The organism is Parasphingorhabdus sp., from assembly GCF_036964565.1.
GTDB lineage: Bacteria > Pseudomonadota > Alphaproteobacteria > Sphingomonadales > Sphingomonadaceae > Parasphingorhabdus.
The window spans coordinates 135499-161698 of record NZ_JBALTN010000004.1 but is presented as its reverse complement, the minus strand read 5'-3'; the positions used below and the strand labels follow the sequence as shown (position 1 = coordinate 161698).

General features: G+C 57.1%; 29 protein-coding genes and 1 pseudogene. 16 read left to right on the top strand and 14 right to left on the bottom strand.

Annotated features, from left to right (window positions below; translation table 11 throughout):
* Positions 1–123: 123 nt before the first annotated feature.
* The gene (locus V7650_RS06760; protein WP_335655491.1) at positions 124–798 is read right to left on the bottom strand and encodes a nitroreductase family protein; all 675 of its coding nucleotides are present in this window, start codon (positions 796–798) and stop codon (positions 124–126) included.
* A 126-nt stretch (positions 799–924) separates the two neighbouring features.
* On the opposite strand from V7650_RS06760, the gene V7650_RS06755 reads away from it, so the two are divergent.
* Positions 925–1737, top strand: a complete 813-nt coding sequence (locus tag V7650_RS06755; RefSeq protein WP_335655490.1) for a Coq4 family protein — start codon at positions 925–927, stop codon at positions 1735–1737.
* Between the two features lie 84 nt (positions 1738–1821).
* Here V7650_RS06755 and V7650_RS06750 read toward each other — a convergent pair whose 3' ends face one another.
* The 4 genes from V7650_RS06750 to purL are packed head-to-tail and all read right to left on the bottom strand — an operon-like array spanning position 1822 to position 5070.
* On the bottom strand, positions 1822–2229 hold the full coding sequence (locus V7650_RS06750) for a hypothetical protein (RefSeq protein WP_335655489.1): 408 nt from the start codon (positions 2227–2229) through the stop codon (positions 1822–1824).
* On the bottom strand, positions 2226–2594 hold the full coding sequence (locus V7650_RS06745; protein ID WP_335655488.1) for a type II toxin-antitoxin system VapC family toxin: 369 nt from the start codon (positions 2592–2594) through the stop codon (positions 2226–2228). Before V7650_RS06745 ends, V7650_RS06750 begins: the two co-directional genes overlap by 4 nt.
* 7 nt (positions 2595–2601) lie before the next feature.
* Positions 2602–2811, bottom strand: coding sequence for a type II toxin-antitoxin system VapB family antitoxin (locus V7650_RS06740; RefSeq protein ID WP_335655487.1), 210 nt, complete (start codon positions 2809–2811; stop codon positions 2602–2604).
* Between the two features lie 36 nt (positions 2812–2847).
* Positions 2848–5070, bottom strand: coding sequence for a phosphoribosylformylglycinamidine synthase subunit PurL (purL, locus tag V7650_RS06735; protein ID WP_335655486.1), 2223 nt, complete (start codon positions 5068–5070; stop codon positions 2848–2850).
* Positions 5071–5172: 102 nt separating this feature from the next.
* Here purL and V7650_RS06730 point away from each other — a divergent pair, with 102 nt between their 5' ends.
* Together V7650_RS06730 and V7650_RS06725 are read left to right on the top strand one after the other, a co-directional pair.
* Positions 5173–5775 carry a 2-hydroxychromene-2-carboxylate isomerase gene (locus V7650_RS06730; protein ID WP_335655485.1) on the top strand — a complete coding sequence of 201 codons (603 nt, stop codon included), beginning with the start codon at positions 5173–5175 and terminating at the stop codon, positions 5773–5775.
* The gene (locus V7650_RS06725) at positions 5772–5951 is read left to right on the top strand and encodes a DUF1289 domain-containing protein (RefSeq protein WP_335655484.1); all 180 of its coding nucleotides are present in this window, start codon (positions 5772–5774) and stop codon (positions 5949–5951) included. The genes V7650_RS06730 and V7650_RS06725 overlap by 4 nt, the downstream gene beginning before the upstream one ends.
* Before the next feature lie 24 nt (positions 5952–5975).
* On the opposite strand, the gene V7650_RS06720 is transcribed toward V7650_RS06725, so the two are convergent.
* Both V7650_RS06720 and V7650_RS06715 read right to left on the bottom strand, forming a co-directional pair.
* Positions 5976–6383 (bottom strand): DUF2177 family protein, encoded by a 408-nt coding sequence (locus tag V7650_RS06720; protein ID WP_335655483.1) that lies wholly within the window; start codon positions 6381–6383, stop codon positions 5976–5978.
* 13 nt (positions 6384–6396) lie between these two features.
* On the bottom strand, positions 6397–7056 hold the full coding sequence (locus V7650_RS06715) for a hypothetical protein (protein WP_335655482.1): 660 nt from the start codon (positions 7054–7056) through the stop codon (positions 6397–6399).
* Between the two features lie 99 nt (positions 7057–7155).
* Between V7650_RS06715 and V7650_RS06710 the strand changes: the two genes are divergently transcribed.
* The 5 genes from V7650_RS06710 to queA all read left to right on the top strand — a co-directional run bounded on the left by V7650_RS06710 (position 7156) and on the right by queA (position 10602).
* Positions 7156–7404 (top strand): exodeoxyribonuclease VII small subunit, encoded by a 249-nt coding sequence (locus tag V7650_RS06710; RefSeq protein ID WP_335655481.1) that lies wholly within the window; start codon positions 7156–7158, stop codon positions 7402–7404.
* A gap of 40 nt (positions 7405–7444) precedes the next feature.
* The gene (locus V7650_RS06705; RefSeq protein WP_335655695.1) at positions 7445–8311 is read left to right on the top strand and encodes a polyprenyl synthetase family protein; all 867 of its coding nucleotides are present in this window, start codon (positions 7445–7447) and stop codon (positions 8309–8311) included.
* Positions 8312–8326: 15 nt separating this feature from the next.
* Entirely contained in the window at positions 8327–8830 is a 504-nt protein-coding gene (gene coaD / locus V7650_RS06700) for a pantetheine-phosphate adenylyltransferase (RefSeq protein WP_335655480.1), read from the top strand.
* An 87-nt stretch (positions 8831–8917) separates the two neighbouring features.
* A complete protein-coding gene (locus tag V7650_RS06695; protein WP_335655479.1) occupies positions 8918–9568 on the top strand; it encodes a peptidylprolyl isomerase in 651 nt (216 codons plus the stop codon).
* 8 nt (positions 9569–9576) lie between these two features.
* The gene (gene queA / locus V7650_RS06690) at positions 9577–10602 is read left to right on the top strand and encodes a tRNA preQ1(34) S-adenosylmethionine ribosyltransferase-isomerase QueA (protein WP_335655478.1); all 1026 of its coding nucleotides are present in this window, start codon (positions 9577–9579) and stop codon (positions 10600–10602) included.
* A 93-nt stretch (positions 10603–10695) separates the two neighbouring features.
* Here the strand turns inward: queA and V7650_RS06685 are convergent, their stop codons facing one another.
* The 5 genes from V7650_RS06685 to V7650_RS06665 all read right to left on the bottom strand — a co-directional run bounded on the left by V7650_RS06685 (position 10696) and on the right by V7650_RS06665 (position 17526).
* Positions 10696–11313, bottom strand: coding sequence for a HEPN domain-containing protein (locus V7650_RS06685; RefSeq protein WP_335655477.1), 618 nt, complete (start codon positions 11311–11313; stop codon positions 10696–10698).
* 1 nt (position 11314) lies between these two features.
* A complete protein-coding gene (locus V7650_RS06680) occupies positions 11315–12481 on the bottom strand; it encodes a DUF262 domain-containing protein (RefSeq protein WP_335655476.1) in 1167 nt (388 codons plus the stop codon).
* An 86-nt stretch (positions 12482–12567) separates the two neighbouring features.
* Positions 12568–14880 carry an EcoAI/FtnUII family type I restriction enzme subunit R gene (hsdR, locus tag V7650_RS06675; protein ID WP_335655475.1) on the bottom strand — a complete coding sequence of 771 codons (2313 nt, stop codon included), beginning with the start codon at positions 14878–14880 and terminating at the stop codon, positions 12568–12570.
* A 4-nt stretch (positions 14881–14884) separates the two neighbouring features.
* Positions 14885–16078 (bottom strand): restriction endonuclease subunit S, encoded by a 1194-nt coding sequence (locus V7650_RS06670; RefSeq protein ID WP_335655474.1) that lies wholly within the window; start codon positions 16076–16078, stop codon positions 14885–14887.
* Entirely contained in the window at positions 16075–17526 is a 1452-nt protein-coding gene (locus V7650_RS06665; protein ID WP_335655473.1) for a class I SAM-dependent DNA methyltransferase, read from the bottom strand. The genes V7650_RS06670 and V7650_RS06665 overlap by 4 nt, the downstream gene beginning before the upstream one ends.
* Positions 17527–17631: 105 nt before the next feature.
* Between V7650_RS06665 and V7650_RS06660 the strand changes: the two genes are divergently transcribed.
* The gene (locus tag V7650_RS06660) at positions 17632–18120 is read left to right on the top strand and encodes a hypothetical protein (protein WP_335655472.1); all 489 of its coding nucleotides are present in this window, start codon (positions 17632–17634) and stop codon (positions 18118–18120) included.
* Between the two features lie 13 nt (positions 18121–18133).
* Here V7650_RS06660 and V7650_RS06655 read toward each other — a convergent pair whose 3' ends face one another.
* On the bottom strand, positions 18134–18307 hold the full coding sequence (locus V7650_RS06655; RefSeq protein WP_335655471.1) for a helix-turn-helix domain-containing protein: 174 nt from the start codon (positions 18305–18307) through the stop codon (positions 18134–18136).
* 142 nt (positions 18308–18449) lie between these two features.
* Here V7650_RS06655 and V7650_RS06650 point away from each other — a divergent pair, with 142 nt between their 5' ends.
* A complete protein-coding gene (locus V7650_RS06650; protein ID WP_335655470.1) occupies positions 18450–19019 on the top strand; it encodes a hypothetical protein in 570 nt (189 codons plus the stop codon).
* 385 nt (positions 19020–19404) lie between these two features.
* On the opposite strand, the gene V7650_RS18205 is transcribed toward V7650_RS06650, so the two are convergent.
* On the bottom strand, positions 19405–19617 hold the full coding sequence (locus V7650_RS18205; protein ID WP_442955268.1) for a DUF6994 family protein: 213 nt from the start codon (positions 19615–19617) through the stop codon (positions 19405–19407).
* Positions 19618–19864: 247 nt separating this feature from the next.
* Between V7650_RS18205 and V7650_RS06645 the strand changes: the two genes are divergently transcribed.
* The 6 genes and pseudogenes from V7650_RS06645 to V7650_RS06620 all read left to right on the top strand — a co-directional run bounded on the left by V7650_RS06645 (position 19865) and on the right by V7650_RS06620 (position 26142).
* A complete protein-coding gene (locus tag V7650_RS06645; RefSeq protein ID WP_335655469.1) occupies positions 19865–20266 on the top strand; it encodes a hypothetical protein in 402 nt (133 codons plus the stop codon).
* A complete protein-coding gene (locus V7650_RS06640) occupies positions 20263–20526 on the top strand; it encodes a hypothetical protein (RefSeq protein ID WP_335655468.1) in 264 nt (87 codons plus the stop codon). The genes V7650_RS06645 and V7650_RS06640 overlap by 4 nt, the downstream gene beginning before the upstream one ends.
* A 482-nt stretch (positions 20527–21008) precedes the next feature.
* Positions 21009–22289 (top strand): VapE domain-containing protein, encoded by a 1281-nt coding sequence (locus V7650_RS06635; RefSeq protein WP_335655467.1) that lies wholly within the window; start codon positions 21009–21011, stop codon positions 22287–22289.
* A 449-nt stretch (positions 22290–22738) separates the two neighbouring features.
* Complete coding sequence (locus V7650_RS06630) at positions 22739–23938, top strand: tyrosine-type recombinase/integrase (RefSeq protein ID WP_335655466.1); 1200 nt, start codon at positions 22739–22741, stop codon at positions 23936–23938.
* A gap of 235 nt (positions 23939–24173) precedes the next feature.
* Positions 24174–24293 (top strand): annotated as a pseudogene (locus V7650_RS06625) (S-adenosylmethionine:tRNA ribosyltransferase-isomerase); the annotation flags it as partial.
* Between the two features lie 424 nt (positions 24294–24717).
* Complete coding sequence (locus V7650_RS06620) at positions 24718–26142, top strand: aldehyde dehydrogenase family protein (protein WP_335655465.1); 1425 nt, start codon at positions 24718–24720, stop codon at positions 26140–26142.
* Positions 26143–26200 lie beyond the last annotated feature (58 nt).

Here is a 26200-nt window from a genome sequence, read left to right as displayed (position 1 = left end):
ATGTTTGGCATGGGTATACCGTTCGTCCTGAGCCTGTCGAAGGACCAGAGCCAGAAGAAGCCCGTGCGACAGGCGGTGCTTCGACAAGCCCAGCGCGAACGAAATGCTGTAAAATCAAAGGATTCACAACCAGCTGGCGATCTGGTCGAGCGGCTTCTTGATCGTCGCATGAACCGGAATGGTGGCGTCGGCTGCGGGCTTGCCGACGACCAGCACCATCATCGGTTTCTCGTTTGGTGGCCGCTCGCAGAGCCGGTTGAGGAATTTCATCGGATTGGGCGTGTGGGTCAGCGTGGCCAGCCCTGCATCATGCAGCGCGGTGATCAATATTCCGGTGGCAATGCCGACGCTTTCGCTGACATAATAATTCTGCTTCATCTCGCCGGGGTTCATGCCGCCCTTGCGCTGGCCGAAAATGACGATCAGCCAGGGTGCGGCCTCCAAAAACGGCTTGTCGGCATCGGTGCCCAGCGGCGCCAGCGCCTTGAGCCATTCTTCGCTGCCCTTGCTCGCGTAAAAGGCGCGCTCTTCTTCCTCGGCGGCAGCGCGCAGCGCCTTTTTTCGTTCCGGGGACGCGATCACGGCAAAATGCCAGGGCTGGTGATTGGCTCCGTTGGGCGCGGTGCCCGCGGCGAGAATGGCATTTTCGATGACCGCGCGAGGCACGAGCTCCTCGCTGAAATAACGACAGGTCCGGCGCGTTCCGATCGCCTCGTAGAAGGCCCGCGAGCGGGCAACCCGCTCGGCGTCGGAATAGGTCGGGAGATCGGTATAGGGCAGCGTGTCGTGGGGCTTCAAGTTCCTGTCTCCGGCGTCCGGTTCTGGGCAAGCTTTTTCAAGTTCGGGACCGGACGATGATTAGCGGAGCCGGCTTGTGGTGGAAAGCGATGAATCTATATTGACATTAATGTCAGTAAGTCACATATGGGCGGTATGAAAATTGACCATGACTTTGCCGCCCCCGCTGATTCGCAACGACCGTTCATCCATCCGGAACGGCCCGCGGCCCGCTTTCGTCCGCTGAAGGCGCTGCATCATTTCCGCGAGCTGATCAAGGACAAGGAAGATACCGAGCAGGTGTTCCATATCTTTGAATCGCTGCCGCGTCCCGGCTTCCGCAAGGATGCCAGGGCCTTTGTCGAGAGCGACAGGGGCAGGGCACTGCTGGCCAGCGAACCGGAGCTGGCGCCGATGCTCGACGACCATGACCGCCTGCGCGAGATGCCCGAGGGCAGCCTCGCTCATGCCTATTGCGATTTCATGGAAAAAGAAGGCCTGAGCGCCGCCGGACTGATCGCCGAATATGACCGGTTCAGCCCGCGCAAATATAATGACCTGATCGAATGGTACGGGTTTCGCCAGCGCGACACCCACGACCTGCTGCACGTTCTGACCGGCTATGGCCGCGACGCGCTGGGCGAGGCCTGTGTGCTGGCGTTCACTTATGGCCAGAACCCGTCCCTCGGCAATATCTTCATCGCCTATGCGGCCGGTTTGAACATGAAGAGGCAGATCAAGAGCGACGCGCCGATTTTCAAGGCGATCCGCGAAGCCCAGAAAATGGGCAAGGCCTGTCCGCGGATCACCGAGGAATCGATTGTCGACCTGCTCGCCCAGCCGCTGGATACCCTGCGGCAGCGCATGCACATCCGGACACCGCATCATTACCACGAAGCCCATGCCCGCTTCCGGGCGCGGGATATCGACCCCTATGACATGCTCGCCCAGCCGGCGTAAATTAGCTTCGGTCCTGAGCCTGTCGAAAGACGCCGCAAGGCGATAAGCGCACGTCGACAAGCGCCGTGCTAACCGATGAGGCGTTCAGCGTAATTCCCTGCGGATCACCAGCTTCAGCCCCGACCAGGTCGCGTCCACTGCGCAGACCTTGATATCGACAAAACCCATGGGCAGGGCGACCTCGCGAATCGTGTCCTCGCTGATGTCGGTTTCGACTCTGGCGGATTTTTTTGGCCAGCTGACCCAGACCTGGCCGGCGGGGTCGATCATCTCGCGCAGCGTGGTCAGCTGCTTTGCCATCTCCGCCCTGTCGCTGACGAAAATATGGGCGCTGTGCAGGCCAGGGGTCGGCACCTCTTCCTCGGACAGGGTAAGCTCGGCCGCTGCGATTTCCGCGCGGACGCTGTCCGGCATATCGGCAAACCAGACGCGCATCCCGTCCTTGAGGGAGAGTTTGTCGGCGAGCGGGGTGTTGGAATAGCCTGAGGTCATGATGGATAGGCAATATCAAGACGCTGCGCCTGTTCCAACAAGTTTCGGTCCTGGGTCAGCAAACACCCATTTTCGACCATGCGCGCCGACACCAGCAAATGGGTGTCGACATAGCCGATTCCGGTTCCCGCGAGACCGGCCCATTCAATAAAGGCCGCCACCTCCGACGGATCGGCCACCGGTGCCGGCTGCAGATCCGCAAGCAATTCCCGGACCGCATCATCTTTCGGCAGGCCGCCCAGCAGCAATTCGCCATAGACAAAGGGATGGAGCAGCCGCCGGACCGATTGCACCGGCGGGCTGTCGAGCAATGTATCGATGCCGCGGAAATGATCGACCCATGTGGATGTATCGATGAGGATCATTTTTGAACTAGTCGGAATTGACGAAGCGCGGCTGCCGGCGGCGGGGTGGTGCTTCCAGATCTGGCAAGCTGCCCTTCAGCCTGGCGAGCCGCTTTTCAGCGCCGATGGCAACAAATTGCTCCAGTGCCAGCCGCAGGATGGTCGCACGTTCGCTGATGCCGGTATATTCCATTGCCCGGTCCATCAGATCATCATCAATGGTAACCGTTGTTCGCATGACATCTTTGATAGCATCATTTGATGCTATTGGCAATCAGTCCTCCATCCAGTCGCGGAAGAAACTTTCATGGGCAGAGCGCAGATCGTCCACCGCGATCGGCTTGCCGTTCAGCACCAGCTTGTCGCCTTTGACCTCGCCAATCTTCTCGAACGGCACCTGCTCGCGATCCAGTTCGGCGTCGGCGCGATAGGTGATGACATAGCGGCCCTGCGCCTCGCTGAAGGCAAAGGCGCTGGTCATCTGGTCGATTTCCGCGCCCAGATTGCCAGCGAGCGCCATTTCGGCCAGCGCCACGGCAAGGCCGCCATCGCTGATGTCATGCACCGCGGTGACCTTGCCTGCGGCGATCAGCTCGCGGATCACTCGGCCCGCCCATTCTTCGTCCTTGAGGTCGACCTTCGGCGGCGGGCCGTCCTGCAGGCCATGGATTTCGCGCAGCCAGGTCGACTGGCCGAGCTCTTCATAATGAAAGCCGATGGTGGCGATATGATCGCCCTCATTCTTGAAACCGATGGTCATCATGGTGTCGAGATCGTCGATCAGGCCGACCGCGCCGATCGCCGGGGTCGGCAGGATCGCATGGCTGATGCCGTCGGCACCGGTGGTCTCGTTATAGAGGCTGACATTGCCGGAGACGATCGGCATGTCGAGCGCCTTGCAGGCTTCCGCCATGCCCTCGATGCAGCCGACAAACTGGCCCATGATATGCGGTTTCTCGGGATTGCCGAAATTCATGCAGTCGGTGGTCGCAAGCGGCTTGGCGCCGACCGCGCAGAGATTGCGATAGGCCTCGGCAATCGCCTGCTTGCCGCCTTCATAGGGATCGGCCTTGCAGTAGCGCGGCGTGCAGTCGGTGGTGATGGCGAGGCCCTTGTTGGTGCCGTGCACGCGGACCACTGCGGCATCGCCGCCGGACCGCTGGGCGGTATCGGCACCGACCTGGCTGTCATATTGTTCCCAGATCCAGCGGCGCGAAGCCAGCGCCGGGCTGGCCATCATCTTCACCAGGTCTGCCCCGATATCGTCACTTTCGGGGATATCCCCAAGCGGCTGGATATTGACATGCGCGGCATATTCCTCGCGGGTCAGATGCGGCCGGTCATAAAGCGGCGCGTCGTCGGCGAGCGGGCCGAGCGGAATGTCGCAGACGGTTTCGCCCTTGTGGGTCAGCACCATCCGGCGCGTGTCGGTAACCTCGCCGATCACCGCGAAATCCAGCTCCCATTTGGTGAAGATCGCCTCGGCCATCTCTTCCCGGCCGGGCTTCAGCACCATCAGCATGCGTTCCTGCGATTCGCTGAGCATCATTTCATAAGCGGTCATGCCGGTTTCGCGGCACGGCACCTTGTCCATGTCGAGGATGATGCCGACTTCTCCATTGGTCGCCATCTCGACGCTGGAGCTGGTCAGGCCGGCCGCGCCCATGTCCTGGATCGCGACAATCGCGTCGCTCGCCATCAGTTCGAGGCAGGCCTCGATCAGCAGTTTCTCGGTGAACGGATCGCCGACCTGCACGGTCGGGCGCTTCTCGTCGCTGTCATCGTCAAATTCGGCGCTCGCCATGGTCGCGCCGTGGATGCCGTCGCGGCCGGTCTTCGACCCGACATAGACGATCGGATTGCCGACGCCGCTGGCTGCCGAATAGAAAATCTTGTCGGCATCGGCGACGCCGACGGTCATCGCGTTGACAATGATATTGCCGTCATAGGCGGGATCGAAATTGGTCTCGCCGCCGACCGTTGGCACCCCGACGCAATTGCCGTATCCCCCGATCCCGGCAACCACGCCCTTGACCAGATGCTTCATCTTCGGATGGTCGGGCCGGCCGAAGCGCAGCGCGTTGAGGTTCGCCACGGGCCGCGCACCCATCGTGAAGACATCGCGCAATATGCCGCCAACGCCGGTTGCCGCACCCTGATAGGGCTCGATATAGGACGGGTGGTTGTGGCTCTCCATCTTGAAGATCGCTGCCATTTTTTGTCCATCAGGGCCGTCGCCAATATCGATCACCCCGGCATTCTCGCCAGGGCCGCAGATCACCTGCGGTCCGGTGGTCGGCAGCTTCTTGAGATGCAGGCGCGACGACTTGTAGGAACAATGTTCCGACCACATCACCGAAAATATCCCGAGCTCGGTGATATTCGGCTCGCGGCCGAGCGCGTTCAATATGCGCTGATATTCCTCCGCGTTGAGGCCGTGCTCGCGCACGGTTTCGGTGGAGATCTGGGGCTCTGCGATCAGCGTGTCTGTTGTCATGCAGACCCTTTAACGAGGCACAGCAATTTCGACCAGAGGGAATTGATGTTTCGTGGCGCTGCTTTATGAGGTCTGTATCCCCGCCTCCGCAGGAGCTTGATCATGGCAAAGACGATTGAACTGATTTTCGATTTCGTGAGTCCCAACGCCTATCTCATCTGGTCGCCGCTGCGGGCGCTGGCAGAAAAATATGGCGCGGCCATCGCGATCACGCCGGCCTTTCTCGGTGGCATGCACAAGCTGACCGGCAACGCGCCGCCCTTCGTCCGCGATGCGGAGGTGAAGGGCAAGAATGACTATGCGATGCTGGAAATGAACCGCTTCATACAGAAGCATGGGCTGACCAAATTCCGGATGAACCCGAAATTCCCGCTCAACACCATCACCCTGCAGCGCATGCTGGTCGCGCTGGAACCCGAGAAACAGGCTGGGTTCATCGAGACGTTGCTGCCGGCGATCTGGGAGCAGGGACTGGATGTCACCGACGCCGACACGCTGGGCAAGATTTTGCACAATGGCGGATTCGATGGGCAGGCGCTGCTGGCCATGACCCAGGATCCCGCGATCAAGCAAGGGCTGATCGACAATACGGAAAATGCCGTCGAGCGCGGCGCCTTCGGCATCCCGACGATGTTCGTCGACGGCGAGATCTATTTCGGCAAGGAACGGCTGGGCCAGATCGAGGAGCAGCTGTCCGCGCCATGAAATCGCCCTGCAACGATATCTGCACCATCGATCGGCCAACGGGCCTGTGCGTCGGTTGCGGGCGAAGTTTGTCGGAAATCGGCGAATGGGCATCGGCCAGCGAGGCTAGGCGCCAGGCCATTTTTGCGCTCCTGCCGGCGCGGATCGCGGCGCTCGGCGATAAATTCCGGGGATGAAATGCCCGAACCGGCGAATCCAGCCTAGGCCTTCACGAACCGCAGCACCAGAAACGCGGTCAGCGCCGCCGTCGTGCCGGTCGCGAACGTGCCCCAGATCATGTCGATGATCGTCAGCTTGGTCGACCAGGTCTTGAACACCGCCTGGCTGGTCAGGTCGAAGGTCGCATAGCAGAAGAAGCCCAGCAGCGCTCCGTTGAGCAGCGCGGTGGCCCACTGGCCGTCGACCAGCGCCGGGCGCACGGCAAACCACATCATGCCGCAAAGATAGAGGGCATAGAAGGTCAGCGCCGGCGCCAGCCGGAACTTGTCGGCCATGATGTCGCCGATGATCGGGCGATAGAGCGCGGGCGCCGCATTGCTCAGCCAGAGGGCATCGAGAATCCCGAAAATCAGCGCGGCGATGAAATAGGCAGCAATATATTGGGTCATGTGCGGTTCGTCCTCAAGACTGTTTCAATCTGCGCGTCCGGCCGACCCACCAGGCCGCGAGCGCGGCTATCGAGAAGGCAATCAGTCCGGTCAGCTTCATCGCCATGTCCGCGGATTGCGGTTCCGGCCCGAACCAGTTGACCGACTGCATCGCCAGCAGCAATACGGCCAAAAGGCCAAGCGCATATTTCGACTGGGGGGAAATCGCTTTCGTCCGGATCGCGTAAAAGGCCAGCGCGCCAAAGGTGATGCCCAGCTCCAGCGGCATCTCGATCAGCGGATGGTTCCACAGGCCGAAGCCCAGTTTTGGCGGCGCACCGGCCAGCGTCAGGTCCGGCGCATGGACCAGCAGGTCGAGAAACCAGTGCGACAGCACCACGGCGCCGCCGATCAGCGCGCCGGTCCGGTTGCGCGTGACCAGCCAGATCAGCAGCGCGAAGGCCGCCGCCAGCACCGCGCTGCCGAGCAGGCTGTGGGTATAGGGCATGTCATAAAGGTCGAGCGGCACCATCCGGGTGATCCCGGGTGTGATCCGGAAATTCTCCACACCGACCAGCGCCAGCCCGAAAAATCCGAAATCGAGCAACTGGCCGGCGACAAACAGCGTGCCGAGTCCCGGCGCCCTGGGATGGGCGGCGGCGACCATCGCTGGCGCAAAATGACCGATGAACATCCTTTTCTCCCCCTTTTTGCCAAAGCTACACCGGAAGTTGACGATAGTGAAGCGCCAAGCCCTTGACCGCGGCCCAAAGCCCCGTCATTGAATTTCGCCATGAGCGAAACCCATGAAGACCTGACCGCATTGAGTTTCGAGGACGCGCTGAAGCGGCTCGAAGACATCGTCCGCAAGCTGGAAAGCGGCGACGTGCCGCTCGACCAGTCGATCGAACTGTACAGCGAAGGCGAGAAATTGCGCGGCCTGTGCCAGCAGCGGCTGGAAGCCGCGCAGGCCAAGATTGAGAAGATCACGCTGGACCGCGACGGCAAGCCGCAAGCCACTGCCCCCTTTGACGCGGACTGAAGCGTTGGCGGCCAACAACAATGCGGATCTTTTCCGCGAGATGGGCCGGGTCGCCACCGCGGTCGATCGCCAGTTTGATTCCCTGCTGCAGGTGCCCGACGATGCCCGCAGCCAGCTCTACGAGGCGATGCGCCATGCCGCGATCGGCGGCGGCAAGCGGCTGCGGCCGCTGCTGGTGATGGCGACCGCCGGCCTGTTCAACGTCGATGAATCCTGCGCCATCCGCGCCGCCACCGCGGTCGAGGCGCTGCACGTCTATTCGCTGATCCACGACGATCTGCCCTGCATGGATGACGACGATCTGCGCCGCGGCAAGCCGACCACCCATATCGTCTTTGGCGAGGCGACGGCGGTGCTCGCCGGCGACGCGCTGCACGCGCTGGCCTTCGGCCTGCTCGCCGACGAGCGCACCCACCATGATCCGTTTGTCCGCGCCGAGATGACCGCCTGCCTCGCCCGGGCCGCCGGTCCCGCTGGCATGGCGGGCGGCCAGATGATGGATCTGGTGGCGGAAAATGCCACCTTCGACCTGCAGACCGTCACCCGGCTGCAGCAGCTCAAGACCGGCGCGCTGATCGCCGCCTGCGTCGAGATCGGCGCGATCCTCGGCCGGGTCCCCGAGGAAGGCCGCACCAGCCTGCGCGGCTATGCCCATGACCTGGGCCTCGCCTTCCAGATTGCCGACGACATCCTCGACGTCGAAGGCGACGAGACAAAGGCCGGCAAGGCGCTGCAGAAGGACGCGGAGGCGGGTAAGGAAACCTTTCTCAGCCTGATGGGGCTGGAGCGCGCGCGAGAGCAGGCGCAGATGCTGGCCGACCAGGCGAGGGCCCATCTGAACGGCTATGGCGCGGAAGCCAATCTCCTCCGCGCCATCGCCGAATATACAGTCGCAAGAGACCGCTAGGCGGGGGAGCAATATATGAGAATCGGCGTTTATCCGGGGACATTCGACCCCATCACCCTGGGCCATATGGACATCATCAAGCGCGGCATGCGCCTGGTCGACAAGCTGGTCATCGGCGTCACCACCAACCCGTCGAAATCGCCGATGTTCTCGGACGAGGAGCGGCTGGCAATGGTGCGCCGCGAGACCGCCGAGCTGGGCGACGGCGTCGAGGTCGTCGGCTTCAACATGCTGCTGATGAAATTTGCCGAGAAGCAGGGCGCCAGCGTCATCGTCCGCGGCCTGCGCGCCGTTGCCGACTTCGAATATGAATATCAGATGGCCGGCATGAACCAGCAGCTCAACGGCGATATCGAGACCGTCTTCCTGATGGCCGATGTCTCGCTGCAGCCGATCGCCTCGCGCCTGGTCAAGGAAATCGCCATGTTCGGCGGCGAGATCCACAAGTTCGTGACGCCGCCGGTCGCCGACGAAATCACCGACCGCGTCCGCGCCATCGGCCTCAAGGGCGATCAATAGCCCTCACCAGCAATTCATTGCAGTGAAAGGTGGAATCGTCCAAAGGCGGGTAACGTCTTCCAACCCCTGATACCAAATGAGTATGCCATGCTGCGCAATATCATTCTGACTTTCTCCGCCCTGTTCCTCGCTGCCTCCGCCGCCCAGGCGCAGGACGCGGAACCGCCCGCGCCGGCGCCGGCCTCGGTCCCGGCGGCGGAGAATATCCTCTATCTCGACCTGTCCACCGGCGGCCGTGTAACGATCCAGCTGTTCGCCGATCTCGCCCCCAACCATGTCGAGCGGATCAAGACCCTGGCCCGCCAGGGCTTTTACGACGGCCAGATTTTCCACCGCGTGATCGACGGCTTCATGGCGCAGACCGGCGATCCGACCGGCACCGGCACCGGCGGCTCGGAGCTGCCCGACCTGCAGCCCGAATTCGGCAAGTTCCCGCACGTCCGCGGCGTCGTGTCGATGGCCCGTGCGGCCAGCGAGGACAGCGCCAACAGCCAGTTCTTCATCGTCTTCTACCCGCGCTTCTCGCTCGACGGCAAATATTCCGCCTTCGGCCGGGTCACAGCCGGCATGGAACATGTCGACAAGATCGCCCGCGGCGAGCCGCCGATGAACCCGAGCCGGATCCTGCAGGCCTCAATCGCCGCCGACAACAAGCCGCCGGTGCTGCCGGGCCCCGGCGCCGCCGCAACCGAGGCGCCGATCACCGTCGATGACCTGAACGCGCCGATCAATCCCTAGCCCGTCCCATGCGGGTAGATCGTTTCGACTTTGAACTGCCGCCGGAGTGCATCGCCCTCCGGCCGGCGGTGCCGCGCGACAGCGCCAGGTTGCTCGCGGTCACCGGCGACCGGCTGTCCGACCATAGCGTGACCGATCTCCCCGGCCTGCTCGGCCCGCGCGACATCCTGGTGTTCAACGACACCAGAGTGATCCCCGCCCAGCTGACCGGCACCCGCGGCGACGCCCGCATCGGCGCGACGCTGCACAAGCGCGTCGACCTCCGCCGCTGGCAGGCCTTCATCCGCAACGCCAAACGCCTGCGCATCGGCGAGACCGTCGATTTCGGCAGCGACGTCTCCGCCGAGGCCGAAGCCAGGCTCGACGACGGCAGCTTCATCCTGCGCTTCCTCGGCGACGAGCCGGTCGAACTGCTGCTCGAGCGCGCCGGCACCATGCCGCTGCCGCCCTATATCGCCAGCAAGCGGGCGATCGACGCCCGCGACGCCGACGACTATCAGACGATGTTCGCCAGGGAAAAAGGCGCCGTCGCCGCCCCGACCGCGGCGCTGCACTTCACCGAAGGCCTGCTCGCCAGCCTGGCCGCCGCCGGCATCGGCAGCGAGACGCTGACCCTGCACGTCGGCGCCGGCACCTTCCTGCCGGTCAAGGTCGAGGAGACCGACGACCACCGGATGCACAGCGAATGGGGCAAAATCGACGCCGCCACCGCTGACCGCCTGAACGCGGCGCGGCAGGCCGGCGGCCGCGTGATCGCCGTCGGCACCACCAGCCTGCGCCTGCTGGAGAGCGCCACCGGCCCCGACGGCCTCATCCGCCCGTTCGAGGGCGATACCGATATCTTCATCACCCCCGGCTACAAGTTCCGAGCAATCGACGGCCTGATGACCAATTTCCACCTGCCGAAGTCGACCCTGTTCATGCTGGTCAGCGCGCTGATGGGGCTGGAGACGATGCAGGCGGCTTACGGTCACGCGATCAGGAAAAACTATCGCTTCTACAGTTACGGTGATTCGAGCTTGCTGCTGCCCTGAACCAGTCGTTGGTGATGTGGGTTTGCGCCAAAACTAAATATTGTCAGATACAGAATTCAGTTGAAAAACCATCGAGACAATGACTGTTCGAAATTAACGGAAGCCACCAACCTTTTCGTCGAATGCGGCCACTTCCTTGAGCAAGAATTCTACATCGGAATACTCGTCATCAAACGGGTCTCTTATCCTAGGTAAAGATATTTGAGCACCGCTGTGGACCAAGCCTCCTCTCCGACTACCAAAATTCTCAAGTTGGATCGAAAGAGCCTCATCGACATGGTTTTTGGTTACACCGAGCGGTGAAAAGAGATTTGAAAAATTATCTGGCTTAATTCCATTATTCGTCTGGATTATTTTCTCTTGTGACGCGATGCTAAAGCATATGCAGTACTCTAAAGTCTGTCGATCGCCGGGTTTAGCGATATCTGACGCAATGGTAGCTTTGGAATCGTTGCGAAAGGCTAGTAGTCCTGAGATTACCGTGCCGGCCCTTCCAGACTTTTTCCAATTCTTTTTAGCTCGTGTCAAAATATTATCAGCAACTGATTCGAAGTAACTTTCAAATTCAGCATGCACGAAAGCGACGAATGCTCGGCAGTTTAATAGCTCTTGCCGCGTGTAGCGACCATTAACTCTCTTTTCGAAATTTAGGAATTGTGATTTGAGTAAATCAATATTTCGTTTGAGACTCCGAAATTCGCGCGTAGCCATGTCAGTCTTTAAACTCCAGCCGCGGCACTGTGATTTCCGAAAGCTCTGACAGAATCTGAGCCCATTTGTTGAAGCGGATCAGATTTGCTTCCATTGACTTAGTTGTCCGCTCAATTGAACCCATGAACTCATCGTCTTTGTCGCATAAGTCTTTGAACGCCTGACGGACTTCTGGACCCTTGGTGGCCAGCGCGTCTCGGAGCTCAGGAATGGAGAAATAGTGCAGCATTATATCAAAAATTGCTCGATTTTTCCGACGCTCAAAATTTTCACCATTCCACTTTCGGAGATAATTTTCCTCTCCAAAAACTTCCCTTGTGAATTCAAATGCATTTTCCATTTCGGAGACTTGCTTTTCGATCGTTTGCTTTTTAATTTCCCAAGCATCATTTAAAACCATTGTAGCGTTATCTAAAAACAATTTTAGATTGCCGCGATATTCGTTCGCAAAATTTTTATATGCCAAATAACGAAGTAGTATTTCAGCATCCCGCATTCTAAAGTCAGGTTCTTTTAATTTTAGAGCTGATTTTAGTTCAATAGAATCTGCTGAAGCATCGTCGATATATGAAGAAAATAAACCTGGGTGAAGAGCTTGTCTTAATTCTTGAGGAGAGAGTTGTACGCTTCCTGTATTAATACGTAAAAATACTTCGTATAGGTAAGCCTCACTTTTCCAATTCCGTATAACGACGGTCCTTATCGTCGAGTTCTGAAAGGCCGAAAGATCTTCGGAATCATCTTCCAGTAAATCTGCATAGGTCTTACCATTAAGATCGTGCCTTTCGTTCAATTGGCGCAATTTTAGAGGCTTAAACCCTTCATCCTCTTCTTGCGCGGAAAAGCGCCGTACCGCGAGCAGCCTTTGTTTGCCATCAATCACGATAAAGGAGCCCTTACGATTCTTGTCTTCGGCCAAGATCAATTGCGGGATTGGTAAACCGAGAATTAGCGACTCAATGAACAGACTCTGCTTTTTATCTGTCCAAGCAGAACGCCGCTGAAAGCTAGGATTTAGCTCGATATTTCCACGTTCTAGTTGAGATACGACCGTTTCCGCTGTCCAGTCTGTTGACCACAAAACTGCGCCTTCAGCCCAATCATCTTGATGCTCTAAATCCTCCAGACTTTCGTCTATTTCCTGGTCGTCTAGGGGGTCATCAATCATAGCTGAATCCTCTGCGAAATTTCATGATCACGTATTCATATCCGAGTATGGCCAAGTCAGCAAAAGTTGGTGAAACATCCCCCATGTCACTGAAAAAGATGCCTCTGGATATCGAAGAAGGCTTGCCTGATCTCCGTGACTGAACCTAGTTTCTTCTTAGCATCATTCGTGCCGCCATATCGTATGCGAAGGAAATCTCCCAGTCGTCCAGGTTCGAGTTCGCGAATGCCTTGAACGGAATAAGACTGCAGAACAAAATCGAGAAACTCGCGCATTTCGACTTCGTATCCGTCCATCCCGTTTGTTCTGGCCATATCGACCCGGTCTGTTCGCGCCAGGGGTGCCAGGGTGAAGCGGATGTAGGCCAGCACGTCGAAAATGTCGGAGTTAGGCGCATCTATCAGGCGACGCATATCGTCCAGTCGGTCGCGGTCGTAACCCATTTCGGACAAGCGAGCGATGAAAGCGGTCCGGGCATCGGGATCGCTCCAGACGCTCCGCAATTCATCCTCATCGGCTACCAGACTGCCCAGATCGCCGAAAAGGTTGTCCATGAACTCTTGCGCACTGATCGGTCTGCCATTGAACATATAGGTTGTGGCGGAGATATAGCGAATCTGGCGTTCCTTGCCGTCGGCTAGCTTGACGACTATTTTTTCCTTCATCTCTGCCAGCGGATTAAGATCGCCGGGCTGTTCCGGCGTGAACGGATATTCAACATCATCGACAACCGGCCTTGCTGGGCCACCGACGTCTGGCGGCAGAGGTTCGCCATCCCATTCCGGATCGTTGAAATGCTCATAGGCCTTCACGAAGTCATATACGGTAAAAAAGTCCTTCCCGTCGAAGGTGCGTGTGCCGCGCCCGATGATTTGCTTGAACTCGATCATCGACTTGACCGGGCGCAGCAGCACGATGTTGCGGATATTTCGCGCATCCACCCCGGTCGAGAGTTTCTGCGAGGTCGTCAAAATGGTCGGCAGCGTTTTCTCGTTGTCTTGGAACTCACGCAGATGCTGTTCACCCAGCTTTCCGTCATCCGCCGTCACTCGCTCGCAATAATGCGGATCGGGATTGTCCTTGATCTGATTGATGAAATTGCGCACCCGCGCCGCGTGATCCTGCGTGGCGCAGAACACCAACGTCTTCTGCCGCTGGTCGATCTGGTCCATGAACTCGGAAACCCGACTCTTTTCGCGCTCGTCGATCACCAGCTTGGTGTTGAAATCGGCCTCGCTATATTCCCTCTCCGGATCGATTTCCCCGCTCAATATCTCGTCGTCATCGCTGAAGGTGTAGCTGTCCATCGTGCTGGCCATCTGCCGCACCTTGAAGGGTGTCAGAAAGCCATCGCCAATCCCTTCCTTCAACGCATAGGTGTAAACCGGATCGCCGAAATAGGCATAGGTGTCGGTATTGGCATCGCGCTTGGGCGTGGCGGTCAGGCCTAGCTGAACGGCTGGCGCGAAATATTCAAGGATGCCACGCCAGGTGCTTTCATCCTTCGCCCCGCCGCGATGGCATTCGTCGATGATGATGAAATCGAAGAAGTCGGGCTCATATCCCTCAAAGGTGAACTCGCCCTCGCCTGTCATGAAGGTCTGAAAGATGGTGAAGAAGATGCTGGCGTTCTTCGGTACCTTGCCCTGTTTGCGAATTTCATCGGGGCTGATCCGCATCAGCGCATCGGGCGGAAAGGCGCTAAAGCTATTGTAAGCTTGGTCGGCCAAGATGTTGCGATCGGCCAGAAATAGGATACGCGGACGGCGTACCGGATCGCGGCTGAGGTTCCAGGAGGATTCAAACAGCTTCCATGCGATCTGAAAGGCGATGGAAGTCTTTCCGGTGCCTGTGGCCAGCGTCAACAGGATGCGTTCCTTGCGCTGCGCTATGGCCTCCAGGACGGCTGTGATCGCGTTGTGCTGGTAGTATCGCGGTTGCCACTTGCCGCCATCGGTCTGGAACGGAATGGCGCCGAACCGTTCGCGCCAGTCATTGCCTTGGGGGAAGCATCGCTGCCACAATTCTTCCGGCGTCGGGAATGGAAGGGCCAGATCGCCCTCGCTTCCACTGTGCATGTCAATGCCATACCAGCCGACGCCATTGGTCGAATAGGCGAAACGTGCCTGCAGCATATTGGAATAGTTTTTTGCCTGGCCGACACCGTCGGTATGGCCCAGCCCGGCCCGCTTGGCCTCGATCACCGCAAGCTGCCGCCCGCGATGGCTTAGCACATAATCGGCGGACAAGGCCCCGGCCCGTTCCCCGCCGCCAATAATCCGCCCCGGCGCAATGGTCAGCTCGCGTTGGATGGTCGAGCCTTCGACCACATTCCATCCGGCTTCTTTCAGAACCGGATCGATACGATTGGCGCGGGTATCGGCTTCTGTTTCCTGCATGGGTTCAGGTCAGCTCCCCGGCGAAGGCTTTCTGAAGGAGGGATTGGCGGAGGTCGCCGAGATCTTTGAGCCTCAATTGGCATGCTTCTCGGAGCTTCGAAATCCTGACCTTCAGTCCTTCTAATTCAGTAACCATCGCTTGTTGTCGATTTATGCTTGGCACTGGAATTTCAATGGTTTGTAGGTGCTTTATGGACATTGAAGGGATCAATGATCGTTCGGAGTGCCGCAACAACTCTCCTTGAACAAAGTCAGTAGGGATAATTTCAAATAAATAGTCATTCAAAAGGTGCTCCTCCGACTTGCTCGAAATCTTGCAAAGGGCGACATTAAAGGCCCCTTCAGCCCCTCGAAACACTTCTCCAATATGTCGATAGGCAGACATAAGTATTTCATGCGGCGCAACTTTGTGAAGTTTTGTATTGTCCGGAACATATACTGCATGTTTGTCCGTCTTCCGATCTCGAATTTGATAAAATCGCACATAACCAGTCTTTGGCTTGTAGATGAAGTCCGTTTTTGGTGGATTTTGGCCTCGATCAAGGTTGGCAATTTCGGAAAGTTTGACAAGCGGATGACTATCTGAATGTGAGGCAAACACCCGGGTCGCTGACCTATCAAACAACTCTTCCGCATCCGCCAGATTGGCCTCGGCAAGGGCGCGGGCGCGGTCTAGGGCAGCGAAGGCCTCATTCAGCACCGCAACAATGCGCTTCTGCTCCTCCAGCAAAATATCCGGGAATGGCAGCGATTTGATGAAGGGCAGTTTGATGCCTTGGACCGTCGCTCCCGAGCCGGTCGCGATTATTTTCTCTTCGATACTTTGCAGCCAATAGAGACAAAACCGGCGGTCCACTTTATCTGTCTTGCGTGGGATAAGCGCCCGAATATCCTGGTTGATGGCAGTATCTTGCGCCAGCAAACATGCCTTGCCTAGTCCAACGCGGCTGGCCATGATGACTTCGCCGCTCGGTATCACTCTCGCTGAGGATGCACGCAGTCCCTCCTCTGTAATTGAATGGTCTGTCTGTGAGAGAACATCCGAATGCATGTCCCGGATAGTCGCCCACGGTATGCTGCCATCGAAGTAAGATGCCATCTTCTTTGACGGTGTTCCCCCGCCTAATACTTCAAACACTTCATCTACGGGTTTGGTATTCCACGGTCTTGGTGAATTGATTGTTGCGGGTACGGTCACAACATCCCCCGAATGTCTTCGAGGATCAGCCGTGTTTCATCATCCCGCGCCAGCATATCAGCGATGATCTGCTCCGGTTCGCGCAACGGCTCTTCTTCGGGTGCATGCGGGTTCTTAACCGATAAATCCCAAGTCGCCTTGTCGAGATCATCAACCGCAACAGTCCAGCTTTTCTCGCCACCTGCTTTGTCCGGCTGGAGCGAGACAAACTCCTTGAGATCGTCATCATTGAGCGGATTAGTTTTGCCCATATTGCGGCCCGGATCAAGCTGGTAATACCAGACCTGCCGCGTGGGCGCGCCTTTCTCGAAAAACAGAACCACCGTCTTCACGCCCGCGCCCTGAAAGGTGCCGCCGGGGCAATCGAGCACGGTATGGAGATTGCAGCTGGTCAGCAATTCCTTGCGCAGCTCCACGCTGGCATTGTCGGTATTGCTGAGGAAGGTGTTCTTGATCACCACCGCGCCGCGCCCGCCCGCCTTCAGCTTGCGCATGAAGTGTTGCAGGAACAGATAGGCCGTTTCGCCGGATTTGATCGGGAAGTTCTGTTGCACTTCCTTGCGCTCGCCTCCGCCAAAGGGCGGATTGGCCAGCACGATATCATGCTTGTCCGCCTGACTGATATCCATGACGTTTTCGGTCAGCGTGTTGGTGTGGCGGATGCTTGGTGCCTCGATCCCGTGCAGGATCATGTTCATCACGCCCAGCACATAGGCGAGCGACTTCTTCTCTTGCCCGTACAAGGTCTTGCGCTGGAGAATGTCCCATTCGACAGAGGAAAGATCATCGCGGCGCATGTGGTCCCACGCCTCGCACAGGAAGCCGGCCGAACCACAGGCACCATCATAGATCGTTTCGCCAATCTGCGGATCGACCACCTTGATCATCGCGCGGATCAGGGCACGCGGCGTATAATATTCGCCGCCATTGCGCCCGGCATTGCCCATTCGCTTGATGCGGGTTTCATACAGGTCGGACAGTTCGTGCTTGGCCTCGCTGCTGCCAAAATCGAGCGTGTCGACAATATCGATCACCTCGCGCAGCGAATAGCCGGAGCGGAACTTGTTCACGATCTCTGCGAATATCTCGCCGATCTTGTACTCCAGCGTATCGGCATCGGTGGCGCTGGTCTGAAAGGTCTGGAGATAGGCAAACAGCTTGCCGTTGACGAAATCGATCAGATCCTTGCCGGTCTTGGCCTTGTTATGATCGAGTTCTCCCTTGGAAGTCTTTGGCGATGCCCAGACACCCCAGCGATAGTCGGGATCGAGGATGGCAGTATAGTCCCGGCCTTCCAGCGTGGCTTCGTCCTGCCGCTCGCTTTCCAGATCATCTAGATATTTAAGGAACAGGAGCCAGCTGGTCTGCTCGGCATAGTCGAGTTCTGACGCTAGCCCCTCGTCGTTGCGCATGGCCCGGTCGATATTATTGAATGAGTTTTCGAACATTTGGCGACGCTAGCGAGATTTGAGTTCTGCGCCAAGATTTTCCTAAAGCATTAGGAAGGTTTCGGATTCTGGATTCCAGAATGAAGCACCTAGGGTCATGATCGGATGGCAAATTTGACTAGCTGTCCACCGCATTTTCCAAGGAAAGAAAAAAGAGCACAACAATGGGACATTGATAATGTTCTTTATATGTTCCAACTCGCTCGGATGGACAATCGACTCAGGAACATGGCACTCGAAGCGTTGGAGCAAGTCTGCGCTGAAAGCCGATTGGGTCCAGCCGAAAAGACCAGAGCGCTTGCCTTTGCGCTGGCCTATCTCTTTTCCATCAGTGACCGGGACCGATGGCGATATGATGAGTTCTGGCAGGTGGCAACTGGTCCTCCTGACACCTACAGCGGCTGGTCCCGGTTTAACCTGGTCACGAGATCGATATCGGGAATCTATCACTCAATCGGGTTGACCAGAACAGCCGACATCCAAACCAAGTTTGACGCGATGTATCATCCTGATAGACTGCCTGAGATGTGCAACCACTACCGCAATGATCCTGAGGCGATAGCTACGCTGCAAACGTGGCGAGAGTATATATGAAAAGCAGCACTAATCAGTCCAACAGGTCGCCCATTGAGCAATCCAGCGCGTTTGCGATCCGGCCAACAACCGTGATTGTGCAGTTCTTTGTCCTGCGCTCAATGCCGGAAATATAGGTCCGATCCAGCTCGGCTTCGTGTGCCAACGCCTCTTGTGACCAACCGCGCTCTTTGCGCAGTCGCTTCATATTCACAGCAAGTCTTTGACGAACATCCATCCGCCAGAATGGAACGGAATGTTGATGTTTATACCACGGACTATGAATGTCATTTTTACTGGTATCACCCGAAGCAATCAGTAAACATAAACTCTAGATCAAAGGAAAGCCAATGAAAATGTTTGACCGGCTACGCTCTATATTGAGTCAACAAAATGAGACTCTGGCAAACGCTCGTAAGGCTTGGCGGGACGAGAAATTGGACAATAAAGAGGTCCATATCGATGAGCGTATGAAGGAACTTCTTACTCAAGAACTTATGATCGATACGAAGCTTAAAGAGCTAAGAAGCTTAGAACAAAGGACGTTTTGGCGCAAACTCCGATCTATAGTGCTTATGGCATTTTTTAGCATATCGGGTTTGTTTTTGGGTTTGGCGGTATCTCCTGCTGAAAGTGAGAACACCACGCAACTTAGCAACGTTGTAGCGGACAAAGGTGTTGCCAAAGAAGCCAAACAGCGGGAGATTATCGAGGGCAATGAACTATCCATAATTGATTTGCCGTCTGAACCGCCACATGCACGTAAAAGTTACCCAGACCCCGACAAAGCAGCGGAAGAGGGCAAATATGGAAGCGGTAAAAATTTCGACGTTGGCAGCTATTGTTTGGATGTTGAAAAATATAGCTCAATGTCATTCGAACAATGTCTAGGAACAGCCGTTGTAGCGTTCGCACAATAACTCAGCGGAATGCAAGGAAAAGCAGTTAATTGATGGCGGTGGAGAAGAAATATTCATCCGACATAAAAGTGAGGCGACGCCAGAGCGTTACACCGACATTCGAGACTAACTGGATTTCAAATTACTGCGAATGGACAAGGTCGTCCAGCCTTCGCGTTGGGTTTTCTGCTAACTTTCGAAAGGTGCATCTGAATGGTCTGGGGAGTTTTATTCGTTTTTGTTCTAGGGATTTTAGCCTTTCGCGCAGCAAACCGGGGTAGTGATTTAGCTGTGATTGTGTGGGCTTTGCTCAAATGGCTATTTTTTATCCCCTTGGGGATTTTCTGGGTTTCAATGGTCCTGTTTAAGCTACCTTTGCTACTTCAATGAGCGGGCAATCAGATCACTATATGGCGTCCCGGTTGATCTGGTCGATGGTCTCGATCGTGGGATTGAATTTTACCGGTTTCCTGTGAGCGACGTCAGTCTGCTGAACCTCTAAGCACGATTTCCGCCATCTAACTAGGTGCCGGTGGTAACTGCGAAGAGTCGCGCTGTACGCGTCTGGGTCCCTGCCACCCGCGTCACGCCTAAAGTCAAATGAGGTGTCGATTTTCATTGCCTTATATTCATTGCACCGGGATCGAAATGACTTGTAGTAATAAAATCCATTACTGACAGTCTGGTGGCGATGGAAAAGAGCTAGTTCATCACATTCCGAAAAACCGCCGTGCGCAAGCACGAGTAACTTATATGGTACAATACTATAATTAAAAGTACCAATTAAGTTCTAAATCAACCAACAACCCACACGGGCCCTCGGATGAATTTCCGGGGGCCTTTTTCATGCCCGAAAGGAATTACCCATGATAACCCTACGCACAGCTGCGGCGGTCAAAAGCACCCTGGACCTGCTCGCCGACAATGAATTAAGGCAACTTTTAAATGAGCGCTTGGCGCAACTCGCGGACGCATGGGAAGAAATCGAAATACACTTCCTGATCGTTCAAGCCGGTGACACCATCGGACAAATTGAAGAACTTCTGGGGTGGTCTCCGCTCGTCAACTTTGTGGATCGCACACGCTTCGGTCGACCAGACTTCAGCCCATCAACAGAATATATAGAAGCCCATTCAGGCCTTTTTTGGGAACTGACCTTCATTCTGAGTGAAGATGGCGGCGGGACCAGTATCATTGTCTGTGACGATCCCGAGACGGACGCAGACTTGTCGGCGATGTGCCGAGAGTTCGCGGAGAGCCAACCATGAGCTTCCTCAGCAAGCTGGTGTTTTTCTGCCTGCTCATCGGCCTATTTCAGAAGACGGTCGAGGTACTGTTGGTCGCACTGGCACTGGCTTGGATTTATGGAGCCATTGCAAGGCCCGCGGAAACGTTCACCCTGCTGTTTCTGCTCACACTGGCGGCGTGCATTCGGGCTTATCCCGGCTGGTCACTGATCGGCTTCTTTGCGCTGGCCGTTGTGACGGTCGGCGTTGCGACAGGAAAAACAGGAGAATCGAATCCGTAGGTTGGTGGGGGCAGGGGCGGCAAATTCGGCAAACATTTTCTCGATGGAGCAATTGCTCCGCGTTTCTTGCGGCGATCGTCCAACGGTTTTTGCCCCCCCCCTCCCTCCACCGGCACGACGCAAACTGCAAGATTGATAAGGAGAAAGGCACTTCCGCTAGCTAGTCCCGCATGAACAGCCGTTCGGTAGGAATCGATGCAAGCATAAGGTTTGCGTCATATACGCTTATGAAGCGACATTTCTGCAACACATTGAAATATATGCTAAAAAATGCTTGATCTCTGAGGATGATGGGATTATCTACACCGACGGACGCCAACTTCCCCCGTGAAGAAAAAGCGGCGTCGCTCTACGTTAAGGCCTTTTGCAAGATCTTTGGCGGCTCGGATTTATCCACCGAGTGCAGCAACCGCTTGCATGGCTGAGATTCAATTTCCTTCATGCAAGTTTTCAAACGAAATTTGCATACAAAGGAAATAGTCATGCAAAATAATAGTACCGATCAGGGAGGCAAAGGCTTTCCCGGTCAACGGCGGATAGACCCATTTCGGTTCCCGTCTCCACCACGTCCAGGATCAATCAGCATTCCCACGACAGTAGAGAACGTTGCCTTTTTGGTGGACGAGCTGGGATATACGGTTCGTCAAAATGTGATCAAGAAGACGATAGAGATCACCACGACGGACGAAAACGGCAATAGCGTTCCTGTTCACAACAGTACCATCGCCAGTGCTGCAATCTTCCATGGCATGAATGTGAACATGTTATCGTGGTTCATGCAGCCGATCGCCGAAGCCAATCCATCCAATCCAGCAGCGGAGTGGATCAGGAGCAAGAGTTGGGATGGCGTGGACCGATTACCGGACTTCTATAATACAGTGACCACAGCGGAAGGTTATCCTCCTGGATTGAAGGAGATCTTGCTGTATCGTTGGATGTTGAGCATCGTGGCTGCTGCTTTGGAACCGTTCCGGTTTAAGTCCAGAGGGGTGCTTACCTTTCAGGGCAAGCAGGGGATTGGCAAAACGCGATGGGGCCAGCGTCTGGTCAATGATGAAAAGCTTCGGGCGGACCTTGTGAAAGAAGATCATCACCTCAACCCCACGAATAAAGATTCCGTTCTTGGCGCGATATCGCATTGGATAGCGGAGATTGCGGAGCTGGAGGGATCATTCAAAAGGGACATGTCTAAGCTGAAGGGTTTTATCACCAAAGACTGTGATAAGATCCGAGCACCGTACGGTCGTGAGCCAATTGTTAGTCCAAGGCGAACGGTGTTTTACGGTACGGTAAACGATCCTAAGTTTCTGGTGGACACTACCGGCAATACCCGCTGGTGGACGATACCGGTAACGGCTCTGGATCACACGCATGATATCGACATGCAGCAGGTCTTTGCGCAGCTTGCGATCGATCATGGCGATGGGGTGCAGTGGTGGCTGACCGATGATGAAGAGGCCATGCTGGAACGTCTCAATCGCGATCACCGTGTCGTCAGCGCGATTGGGGAACGGATAGAAGATGTGCTGGATCTGGAACTGAAAACGGACCCGCATAATCCCGCCATGACGCCGACTGAATTTTTGACGACCATTCTCGGCATGGCTCGGCCAACCAATGCGCAGTGCCGTGATTGCGGGGCTGCTTTGCGGGAATTGCTCGGTGATCCGAAACGCATTCAGGGACGTGACAAATGGCGCATACCGCTTCGACGGGGCAGTACCGGGGAAGGGCCACCCCCCGCGCCCGGCGAGGTTTACTAAGCGGATACACTGCGGTTGGTGGGGGCAGGGGCGGCAGTTTTTCCGTCTCTGCTCCCGGCGGTGGCTCAATCTATCTGCGGCTCGGCCAGTTTGGAAAGTTTGCTACCACCTCCCCCCACCAGCCGAAATCTGTCCCGCTGCGCACCCGTTCACCCTGCCGATGGCTGCCGTACCCCAGCCGCCGGTTTGGCTCTGGGCGGGGGCGCTCTGGCGGACCTGCGAACAAATTCACCGACGGATCACCGCGCAGCTGCGGGTCGTCATCACCGTCATAATCAGGAGAATCGTTATGCCTAGACAACAATTCATCATCCGGCCGGACCACGATGGACTGGCCAATATCCGGCAGCGCTACGGGAGAAAAAATCTGACCTCTCGGCGCGCAGTCCATCCCAACACTTCGGCTTCCGAGAGCCGCCAACGCAATCGCCAATTTATGGAGAACCACCATGGCAAAAGTACGACTTGATAATATTACTGTTCAAACGACGTTCTGTCCCGAGGGCAAGAACTATATCCGCCTATACTGCGACCGTATACCCGGCTTCATCTGCGAAATTCGAAGCTCTGGAACGAAGGTTTACGGGTTGCGGTATCGTGACGATCATGGTCGGCAGCGCCAATACAAAATTGGCAATGTCGAGGATGTGTCCTTCGATAAGGCCCGCAAACAGGCGATGAAAATCCGCTCTCGCGTGGTCGTCGGCGACAATCCAGCCGAAGAACGCTTTGTAACAAGGCGCATCTCGACGGTGCAAGAATTGTCAGAGCGATATCTTGCCTATGTTCGTGGTTATAAGCGATCGCATGATATCGATGAGCGCTATTTGCGCATCCATGTCCTTCCGAAATATGGAACCATGAGGCTCGATGAATTGGTCCAGGAAGAAGTGGTCGACTGGCTGAAGTCGAAGGTGGATGGTGGTTATGCGCAATCAACAGTGAACCGCTGGCAAGTGATTCTTTCGCACATGTTCAAGATGGGAAAGAAGTGGGAAATGCCGGGTGCGGAGAAAAACCCGCTCGAAGGTGTTCCTCAAAAGCCGTGTGACAATGAAATCGAAAGATTTCTGACCGCCGAAGAAACGCAGCGATTGCAGGAAGCGGTGGAGGCCAGTCCCAATAAGCAGCTCAAATTCATTGTTGCGATTCTGATTTTAACCGGGTGCAGGAAGCGAGAATTACTTGATGCCACGTGGGATGAGTTTGATCTCGATCGGCAGGCATGGCGTATTCCGATGGAACGCGCCAAAACGTCCAAGGTTCGGCATGTCCCACTGTCAAAAGCTGCCATCGAAGTGCTGCAGCAAATCCCGCGTTGGGAAGGGTGTGATTACGTTGTTCCAAACCCTAAGTATCTCAAGCCGTATTGTTCGGTTTTTCATGCTTGGGACAAGGCCAGAAAACAGGCCGGGTTGCCGGACGTAAGGATGCACGACCTGCGTCATAGCATGGCCTCCAACCTAGTAAATGCAGGCCAGTCGCTATACGTCGTGGCCAAAATTTTAGGCCATACGCAAACCCGCACGACGCAGCGGTATGCTCATCTGTCTCAGGATACACTTCTGGCAGCCGTGGATTCCGCTGCCAGTTCCACAGGGACCGATTGGGCTCGTAGCAAAGTGGTTGCCACTCCATCGTCTGTATAGCTGATCACAGGACCAGCCGCCCCTTGCTCAATTTCGAAAACTATCTTTTTTGAAATTGGGCAAGGGGTGGGTGATTCTGGTGGCGCACAATCTACCGAAAGAATTTTCGCTTTGTATTTTCTGCCACCCGATCAACCGTTGCCGGTGGGAGGTCTGTGGTAAGTGGCAAAATACCGGCCGGAAACCCAAGGTAATCAGTTGAAAAATATCAAGAAAACAGAAATATATCCTGCTCCTGTTCATGCTGGTCAGCGCGCTGATGGGCCTGGAGACCATGCAGGCCGCCTATGGCCATGCGATTGCGGGGGGGTATCGGTTTTATAGCTATGGGGATTCGAGTTTGCTGTTGCCTTGAGCGGCCGACCTGAGTGGTATTGTGATACCCAAGTCCAAATATTCGATCCTCTGAAAACAGGCAAGGAAGTACTCTACTTCCCCCTTTCCTACACCACCCGAAATCGGCTATATTCCCCCTTCGGCCACCACCGCTCGCCAAGCCCCGGCCCGGCCCGCGCGCTGCTTGTCGCCGCCCCGCGCGAAAGGTCACACTCGGCGGCGGGGGACTGGCCGGGAAATGGCGAAATTTGGCGGCTTTCAGCGAAAGGTCACGGAAATTAAAAGCGCATGTTTTTGTCAGGATCGCCGCGGCGGGGCGCGGAATATTTTCCGGCGCGCCGGGGCGCGCGCGGCCGGGCGGGACTGTCGAACTTGCTACTGGCACCGCTGGCGGAATCCGGGCATAGCCGCGGCAATCGGATAAAAACAACGGAGAGATGACCATGGACAGCTACGAACAGAATTACATCAATGGCCAGTGGGTGGATTCGATCGGCGGCACGCCGCACCAGGTCATCAATCCCGCCACCGAGGAACCGGGCACCAGGATCGTGCTCGGCACCGCGGCCGATGTCGATGCCGCCGTGGCCGCTGCCAAGGCGGCGTTCAAGACGTTCAGCCAGACCTCGCGCGAGGACCGGCTGGCGCTGCTCGGCCGGATCATCGAGGAATATAAGAAGCGCATGCCCGATATCGCCGCCTCGCTGGCGGTGGAAATGGGCGCGCCGGTCAGCCTCGGCAACGCCGCGCAGGCGCCTGCCGGTCTCGGCGGCTTTCTCGGCACGGTCGAGGCGCTGAAGAATTTCGAATTTTCCGAACAGCTCGGCGCCAACACCATCGTCTATGAACCGATCGGCGTGGTCGGCATGATCACGCCGTGGAACTGGCCGCTCAACCAGATCGCGCTGAAAGTGGCGCCGGCGCTGGCCGGCGGCAACTGTATGGTGCTGAAGCCGTCAGAGGAATGCCCCGGCAGCGCCGCGATTCTCGCCGAGGTGATGGACGCCGCCGGCGTGCCGCCGGGCGTGTTCAACCTGGTGCAGGGCGACGGCCCGACGGTCGGCGCGGCGATTGCCTCGCATCCCGACGTCGACATGGTCAGCTTCACCGGCTCGACCCGCGCCGGCATCCTCGTTGCCAAGGCGGCCGCCGACACGGTCAAGCGCGTGCATCAGGAGCTGGGCGGCAAGTCGCCCAATCTGGTGCTGCCCGGCGCCAAGCTGGAAGAGGTGCTACCGCCGACCATCGCCGGGGTGATGGTCAACACCGGCCAGAGCTGCATCGCGCCGACCCGGGTGCTGGTCCACAAGGACCAGACCGGCGACGCGATCACGGTGGTCCGGCAGATCGTCGAGAGCCAGCAGGTCGGCGACCCGACGGCCGAGGGCGGGCATCTGGGGCCGGTGGTCAACAAGGCGCAATATGGCAAGATCCAGGACCTGATCCAGTCGGCGATCGACGAAGGCGCGACGCTGGAGGCCGGCGGTACCGACCTGCCGACCAACGTCAACCGCGGCTATTATGTCAAGCCGACCCTGTTCAGCGGCGTCACCCGCGACATGCGGATCGCGAAGGAGGAAATCTTCGGGCCGGTGGTGACGCTGATGAGCTACGACAGTCTCGAGGAGGGAATCGAGATTGCCAATGACACCGAATATGGCCTGTCCGCGGTGATTTCCGGCGACCCGGCGGAGGCCGCCGCGGTGGCACCGCAGCTCAAGGCCGGGATGGTCGTGATCAACAACTGGGGCCCGGCGCCCGGCGCGCCCTTCGGCGGCTACAAGCAGTCCGGCAACGGCCGCGAGGGCGGCGTCTACGGCCTGCGCGACTTCATGGAAGTGAAGTCGATCAGCGGCCTGCCCGGCTAGGGTAAAGGGCGCGGGCGGGGCGGCCCCCGCCGGCCCGAACGGGGTCCGGCGAGGGCGC